Source organism: Rhabdothermincola sediminis (assembly GCF_014805525.1).
GTDB lineage: Bacteria > Actinomycetota > Acidimicrobiia > Acidimicrobiales > Acidimicrobilacustridaceae > Rhabdothermincola > Rhabdothermincola sediminis.
On the sequence record NZ_JACFSZ010000009.1, the window covers coordinates 138,669 to 145,526 of the forward strand.

Annotated in this window: 7 protein-coding genes; 4 read left to right on the top strand and 3 right to left on the bottom strand. The window is 70.5% G+C overall.

Translation table 11 applies throughout. The features are described 5' to 3' along the window. Positions 1-14 precede the first annotated feature (14 nt). Positions 15-896, top strand: a complete 882-nt coding sequence (locus tag HZF19_RS09330; protein ID WP_208028494.1) for an LLM class F420-dependent oxidoreductase — start codon at positions 15-17, stop codon at positions 894-896. Positions 897-902: 6 nt separating this feature from the next. On the opposite strand, the gene HZF19_RS09335 is transcribed toward HZF19_RS09330, so the two are convergent. From HZF19_RS09335 to HZF19_RS09345, 3 genes are all read right to left on the bottom strand, one after another. Further along, on the bottom strand, positions 903-1,655 hold the full coding sequence (locus tag HZF19_RS09335) for an SDR family NAD(P)-dependent oxidoreductase (protein ID WP_208028495.1): 753 nt from the start codon (positions 1,653-1,655) through the stop codon (positions 903-905). Positions 1,656-1,766: 111 nt separating this feature from the next. Continuing rightward, positions 1,767-2,279: an NUDIX hydrolase gene (locus HZF19_RS09340; protein ID WP_208028496.1), complete on the bottom strand. Its 513-nt coding sequence runs from the start codon at positions 2,277-2,279 to the stop codon at positions 1,767-1,769. After that, the gene (locus HZF19_RS09345; RefSeq protein ID WP_208028497.1) at positions 2,276-3,403 is read right to left on the bottom strand and encodes a DUF2332 domain-containing protein; all 1,128 of its coding nucleotides are present in this window, start codon (positions 3,401-3,403) and stop codon (positions 2,276-2,278) included. The genes HZF19_RS09340 and HZF19_RS09345 overlap by 4 nt, the downstream gene beginning before the upstream one ends. A gap of 93 nt (positions 3,404-3,496) precedes the next feature. Between HZF19_RS09345 and HZF19_RS09350 the strand changes: the two genes are divergently transcribed. The 3 genes from HZF19_RS09350 to HZF19_RS09360 all read left to right on the top strand — a co-directional run bounded on the left by HZF19_RS09350 (position 3,497) and on the right by HZF19_RS09360 (position 6,561). Then, positions 3,497-5,098: a FadD3 family acyl-CoA ligase gene (locus HZF19_RS09350; RefSeq protein WP_208028498.1), complete on the top strand. Its 1,602-nt coding sequence runs from the start codon at positions 3,497-3,499 to the stop codon at positions 5,096-5,098. A 10-nt stretch (positions 5,099-5,108) separates the two neighbouring features. After that, positions 5,109-5,798 (top strand): DUF2889 domain-containing protein, encoded by a 690-nt coding sequence (locus HZF19_RS09355; protein WP_208028499.1) that lies wholly within the window; start codon positions 5,109-5,111, stop codon positions 5,796-5,798. Positions 5,799-5,979: 181 nt separating this feature from the next. Beyond that, positions 5,980-6,561 (top strand): hypothetical protein, encoded by a 582-nt coding sequence (locus tag HZF19_RS09360; protein ID WP_208028500.1) that lies wholly within the window; start codon positions 5,980-5,982, stop codon positions 6,559-6,561. Positions 6,562-6,858: the final 297 nt, after the last annotated feature.

Genomic DNA, 6,858 nt, shown 5'->3' on the forward strand with positions numbered 1-6,858 from the left:
GCTAGACAACGCGGATGGACTTCGGCCTGTTCGCTCCCACCGCCAATCCGTTCTCGACCCCCGAGTGGCTCCAGGCTCTCGGGCGGGGAGCCGAGGAGCTCGGGGTGCACTCGCTGTGGGTGCCAGAGCACGTGGTGCTCTTCGACGACTACGCCTCGCGCTACCCGTACTCGGCGGACGGCAGGATCCCCGCACCGCCGGGCTCGGGGATGCTCGAGCCCTTTACCACCCTGTCGTTCCTCGCCGCGTGCACCTCCACGGTGCGCCTCGGCACCGCGATCTGCCTGCTCCCCCAGCGCAACCCGGTCTACGCGGCGAAGGAGGTGGCCACCCTCGACTGGCTGTCGAACGGTCGGGTCGACTTCGGCATCGGGGTCGGCTGGTTGAAGGAGGAGTTCGAGGTGGTCAACGTTCCCTGGGAACGGCGAGGGGCGCGCACCGACGAGTACCTCGAGGTGATGAAGGCCCTCTGGTGCGAGGATCCCTCCAGCTACCAGGGCGAGATCTACACGCTGCCACCGTGCAACATGCATCCCAAGCCGCTGCAGGCGCCGCACCCGCCGCTGCACATGGGGGGCGAGAGTGACGCCGCCCTCCGGCGGGTGGCGCGCACGGGGCAGGGCTGGTTCACGTTCAACCGCCTGCCGGCGGAGGTGCCCGAGGGTCTGGAGCGGCTGGGCCGGGCGCTGGAAGCCGCGGGGCGCGACCGCTCGGAGGTGACGGTCACCGTGTGCCCGTACTTCAACGGCTGCACGCCGGAGATGGTCGAGCAGTACGCGGAGGCGGGTGTGGACCAGGTGGTGGCGCTTGTCTTCGCCATGACGGCAGAGGACATGGCCCCCGCTCTGGACCAGCTCCGACCCTGCGTGGAGCGGGCTCGGTCTCTCTCGAGCTGAGCCAGGTCAGCTGGTCGCGTACCCGCCGTTGATGGGGATGGTCTGGCCGGTCACCCACGAGGCTTCGTCGCTGGCCAGCCACAGCACCGCGGGGGCGATGTCCGCCGGTGCCCCGATGCGGCCCACGGGATACCGGCGGGCCATCCGCTGGACGAGCTCCGGGTCCCCACCGGGAGGGCCGAGCGTGCCGAGTGCCAGGGCGTTGACCGTGACCCCGTGGGGGGCGACCTCCTTGGCGAGCGCCCGGCTGAAGCCGGCCGCACCGGCCTTGGCCGCGCAGTAGACCGCCAGCAGACCCTCACCCGTGCGGCCCGCGTCGCTCACGATGTTGACCACCCGGCCCCAGCCACGCTCCACCATCCCGCCGACGGTGGCGTGGCAGCAGTGCAGGACCCCATAGAGGTTGATGTCGATCCACGCCCGCCAGCTCTCCGGGCTGGTCTGGTGGAACGGGAGCAGGTCCCAGGACGGGTTGGGTGGGACTCCCGCATTGTTGACCAGGATGTCGACCGGCCCGAGCCGCGCCTCGGCCTCCGACACCATCTGCCCCACCGCCTCGAGATCGGTGACGTCGGCCTCGATGGCGATCGCCATGCCACCGGCGGCGCTGATCGCGCTGGCCACGGCCCCGGCGCGATCGGGGAACAGGTCGTTGACCACCACCGCCGCGCCGTTGTTCGCGAGCACCCGCGCGATCTCGGCGCCGAGGTTCTGGCCGGCGCCGGTGATCAGCGCGACCCTGCCGCTCAGGTCGAACATCCGACGAGTCTGACGGTCGGCCAGAGCAAGGGTCAAGAAAACTGAACGACGGTTCACACCTCGCCGCCGGCCCATCCAGCGGTGAGGGCAGCCGCCGGGTGGCCGCCGGGATCAGCTCGAGCTCGGCCAGGTGATGTCGATGGGCGGGTCGGGCAGCTCGCCGGCCACCAGGTCGGGTAGGTGGTCCCGCAGGCGGTGGGGCAGCAGCGGCACGTCCGAGTCGAGCAGTTCGTCGAGGGCCCACCAGCGATGCCCCCGGAAGGCCATCGCCTCCAGCGCCTCGAGGCCCCGCGGCTGGTGGAGGTGCTCGTCGCCCGGGCGGTCGAGCCAGGCCACGTGCACCCGCTCGTGCTGGTCGAAGTCCCAGCCGCCGAAGCGGAACCGCGCGTGCTGCACCCACACGCACGGCCCGACACGGGCGTCGCGGATGCCGGCCTCCTCCCACAGCTCACGGGCTGCCGCCTCCGCGCTCGACTCGTGCGGGTCCATCCCGCCTCCGGGGATCTCCCACCACGGCGGCTTGGTCCGGTCGGCGGGATCGGAGGCGTTGATGAGCAGCACCCGGTCGCGGGTGTCCAGCAACACGACCCGGGCGGCCCGCCGGCGCAGGGTGAAGGGGCTCACGACGATCCTTCACCGCCGATCCAGTCGAGCCAGGCTCCGTGGGCGTGGGTCCAGGCGAGTGGCGTCGAGTGCTCTCGGCTCCCGCGCCACCACGCCACCCCGACCAGGGTGGCGTCAGTGCCTTCCTCCACCTGCGGGCGGCGAGCAGCGGGAACCCAGGGGATCACGTGCGGGTACTCGGCGGTCAGCAGCACGATGTCGCGACCTGTGCCATGGGCCGCCACCCGGTCGTGCACGTCTTGTCGCCCCTCGCGGGTGAGGTAGGCCAGGGCCCAGGTGGAGAAGACCACCGGCACCGCGCCCGGTGGCAGGTCCTCGATGACCGGATCGAGCAGGTCGAGCACGTCGCCCGTGTGCAGCTGGGGTGGGTGCGGAGCGTGCCGGGCCAGCTCGATCGCCCGCCGGAGCCGCTCCTGCCGGTCTGTCACCCCGGGCCACAGGCAGGCCTCGAGCCATCGGGTCGCATCGGGGTCGCGGACGTCGACCGGGTCGAGGTCGATCCCGGTGCGGGCCACGATGGGCAGCGGACCCTGCGGCAGCGGTGGCGTAGTGGCGCCTTTGAGCTGGCAGTGCAGCCGTACCGGGGAGTGGGGGTCGCCGGTGGTCAGCACGGTGCCGTCTGGGTCGCGGTACTCGATGTGGAAGCGGTCGGCGAGCAGGTTGAGACCTGCGCTGGGCCCGATCTCGACCAGGGCCAGGTCGCGACCGGGGAGCTGTCGGGTGATCCACGCCAGTGAGGGGATGAGGGCCGCGGAGCGCCCGACCTCGTTGGTCTGGATCGAGCAGTTCGCCAGCCGGGTGCGGATCTCCGGCGCCCTGGCGGTGACCAGGTCCCGGAAGGCGGGCCACGGGTCCTGGTCGTGGCCCTGGTAGATCGCCGCCAGGGTCAGTCCGGGTTCGCGCAGCACCAGCTCGTGGACCACCGCCAGCAGCGAGATGGGCAGCATGGAGACCGGCTTGTCCTCGGGGTGCAGCTCGAGGGCCGTGGCGAGCAGGTCCGGGTCCTCGGCCCAGGCCCGGGCGATCCGTTCGTAGGTGGGGCTGTAACCCCGGAAGTTGCCGTCGGCCAGGGCCACGAGCACGCCTGCGAGCTCAGTGGCTGGGTCCGTGCTCCTTGTGGTCATCGTGAAGGAAGCCTACGGCTCATGCTCCGATCACTGCGCTGACCGGTTGGCTCTCCTCTGACGGCGCGTCAGGTCCAGCGGTAGGGTGCGCACATGACCGTGCGTGGGGACCTGGTGTGGGGGACGACACCGCGACTGGTGCACGAGGCAGCCGAGCGGATGGCCGACGCCCCCGCGATCGTCGACGGCGACGTCACGCTCTCGTTCGTGGACCTGCGGGACCAGGCCCGGGCCGCGGCCAAGGCGTTCATCGCCGCGGGGGTGGGGTCCGGCGATCGGGTGTCGATCTGGGCGCCGAACATCTGGGAGTGGGTGGTCGCCCTGCTCGGCCTGCACGCCGCAGGTGCGGTGTTGGTGCCGCTCAACACCCGCTACAAGGGCCACGAGGCGGCCGACGTGCTGGCGCGCAGCGGGGCGAAGGTGCTGGTGACGGTCAACGGGTTCCTGGGCAACGACTACCCGGCCCTGCTGGCGCAGGCTGGCACGCCCGCCACGCTGGAGCGGACGGTGATCCTGCGCGGTGAGGTGCCGGCGAGTGCCCTCGGATGGGAGGAGTTCGTGGCCTCGGGCGGGGCGGTCGACGACGCGGCACTCGACGAGCGCATCGACTCGCTCGGACCGCTGGACCTGAGCGACATCCTGTTCACCTCCGGCACCACCGGCCGACCCAAGGGCGTGATGACCGCGCACGGGCAGAACCTGCGCGCGTTCTCGTCCTGGGCCGAGCTGGTGGGCTTGCGGGAGGGCGACCGCTACCTGGTGGTCAACCCGTTCTTCCACTCGTTCGGCTACAAGGCCGGCATCCTCGCGGGGCTGATGATCGGCGCCACGCTCTACCCGCAGGCGGTGTTCGACGTGCCCGAGACCATGGCCCGCATCGAGCGCGACCGCATCACCATGCTGCCGGGCCCGCCCACGCTGTACCAGAGCATCCTCAACCATCCGGACCTCGGCACCACCGATCTGTCCTCGCTGCGGCTGGCGGTGACCGGCGCGGCGTCGATACCGGTGGAGCTGATCGTCCGTATGCGCGACGAGCTGAAGCTCGAGTCGGTGATCACCGCGTACGGGCTGACCGAGGCCTGCGGGGTGGTGACCGCGTGTCGGGCCGATGACGACCCGGAGACCATCGCCACCACCTCGGGCCGGGCGATCCCCGACGTGGAGGTGCGCTGTGTCGACGACGACGGCGAGGAGGTGGCTCGAGGTGAGCCGGGGGAGGTGGTGGTGCGGGGCTACAACGTCATGCAGGGCTACTTCGACGACCCGGAGGCCACCGCCGAGGCGATCGATGTCGACGGCTGGCTGCACACCGGCGACATCGGGGTGATGGACGATCGTGGGTACCTGCGCATCACCGACCGCAAGAAGGACATGTTCATCGTGGGCGGGTTCAACGCCTATCCGGCGGAGATCGAGAACGTCATGGCCGCTCACGAGGCCATCGCGCAGGTGGCGGTGGTGGGGGCGCCTGACGAGCGTTTGGGCGAGGTCGGGGTGGCGTTCGTGGTGCCGCGACCCGGCGCGTCGATCGACGAGGAGGCGCTCGTGGCGTGGTGCCGGGAGCGCATGGCCAATTACAAGGTTCCTCGCCAGGTGTTGGTGGTCGACGAGCTGCCGCTGAACGCCACGGGGAAGGTACTCAAGTACGAGCTGCGCGAGCGGGCTGCGAGCGAGCTCGGTGGGCGCCGGTAGCCTTCGCCGGGTGGCCCCCTACACCCGTACCGTCCAAGCCCGGATGGTGGACGGCCCCGGCGGGCTGAGGCGGTCGATCGCTCGGGTGGACGACCACTTCCACGGCTTCGAAGTGATCCTGGACCTGCGGCTCGGCGAGGTGGTCGGCGCAGTCGCGTCGTCGCACCGGCACCCCTGGACCACCTGCCCGGGCGCGCTGGCCTCGGTGGCCGCCCTGCGCGGCGATTCCGAGGACGTCGCCCGCCGGCTGATCGCCAGCCCCCGGGAGCACACGTGCGTGCACGTGAACGACCTGGTCTGGTTCGCGGCGCGGCAGCACGAGCGGCGCCGCTACGACGTCGAGGTCACCCCGTACGGGGCGTCGCTGCGGCGTGACGGTGCGCCGTGGTTCGGGTGGCGCCTGGACGGCTGGAGGATCGTGAGCACCGGCCCGTTCGAAGGCCTGTTCGTGCTCGGACCGGAGATTGGTGAGCGCCTCGAGGGCATGAACGCCGACGACGAGCTGCGAGAGGCGATGCGGGTGATGCGCCGGGCGGTCGCGGTGGCCATGGGGTACTTCGAGCTCGACTGGGCGTCCTTCGAGACCGCGGCGGACATCGAGTGGTCGGCGATGGCAGGGTCGTGCCACACCTTCACGGAAGGTCGCCTCCGCTCGGCGCGCCGCCTAGCGGTGGTGCCGGACACCGTGCTGTTCGCCTGAGGGGTGGTCTGGCCACGGTATGGCCCGTGTGCGGGCTGGGCTCCCGCCGGCGGGGATGTCGCGGATCGTGGTTCGGGGGCTACGGAGGGTCCGCGATGTGACGGATGCCGCTTGAGGGGTGGTGCTGGTCGTTCGTAGCGTCCGGAGCCGCAACGGCGAGGGCGGATCTGGGAGGGCTTCGATGCGCCGTGTGCTCGGTGTGTTGGTGCTCGTCTCGGTGCTCGGTGTCGTGTTCGCCGGGTGTGGTGGCGGGAGTGAGGGGGAGGGGTCGGCGCCGGGCTCGTCGCCGGCTCCTCCGCCGTCTTCGATGGTGGAGTCGACGAGCACCACGACCCAGTCCAGCTCTGATGAGGAGGCGATCCTTGCCTCGGTCCAGGGCTACTGGCGGGCGATCTTGCGTGCGAATGATCCGCCAGACCCGGAGCACCCCGACCTCGAGCGTTACGCGACTGGTGACGCGCTCGAGCGTGCGGTCGCCAACGTGAAGGAGAGGCGAAGCCTGAATCGAGTGATCCGCTTGCCGGCGGAGTCACAGTATCGCCATATGGCACAGGTCGAGACGATCGTCGGGGATCGCGCGACGGTCATCGATTGTGGGGTCGACGACACACTCGTGATCGATGTGCCATCAGGTGTCGTGTTGAACAACGCAGTGGAGACCACGAGATGGCGTACCGAGCTGGTTCGGGTCGACGACACATGGAAGGTGGCCCGCAATTCCGTGCTCGAGGCTTGGCGTGGGGTCGACGGATGCGCGCTCTGACGGTGCTCGTGATCGTTCTGGGTGTCGGGGTTGTCGCAACTGGGCAGTGCGGCGCCGCCTCGAATCGAGAGGAAAACGCGAGCGCGTCGATCGCGTCTGGTTCTCCGACGGCGGTGGTGGTGGTGGGGCCGTCGGGGGAGTTGGGGCGTTTCCGGTCTGGTCGTGGTGGGGGTGGCGGGTGGGTGTGTTCGTATTTCGGTTTCGAGTTGTCGGGGTCGAGTGGGTCGAGCATGGCGGTGGATTATTCGGGTGGGCCGGTCCAGCCGGAGCGGGGGATGCCGTATCTGTTGGCGTGCC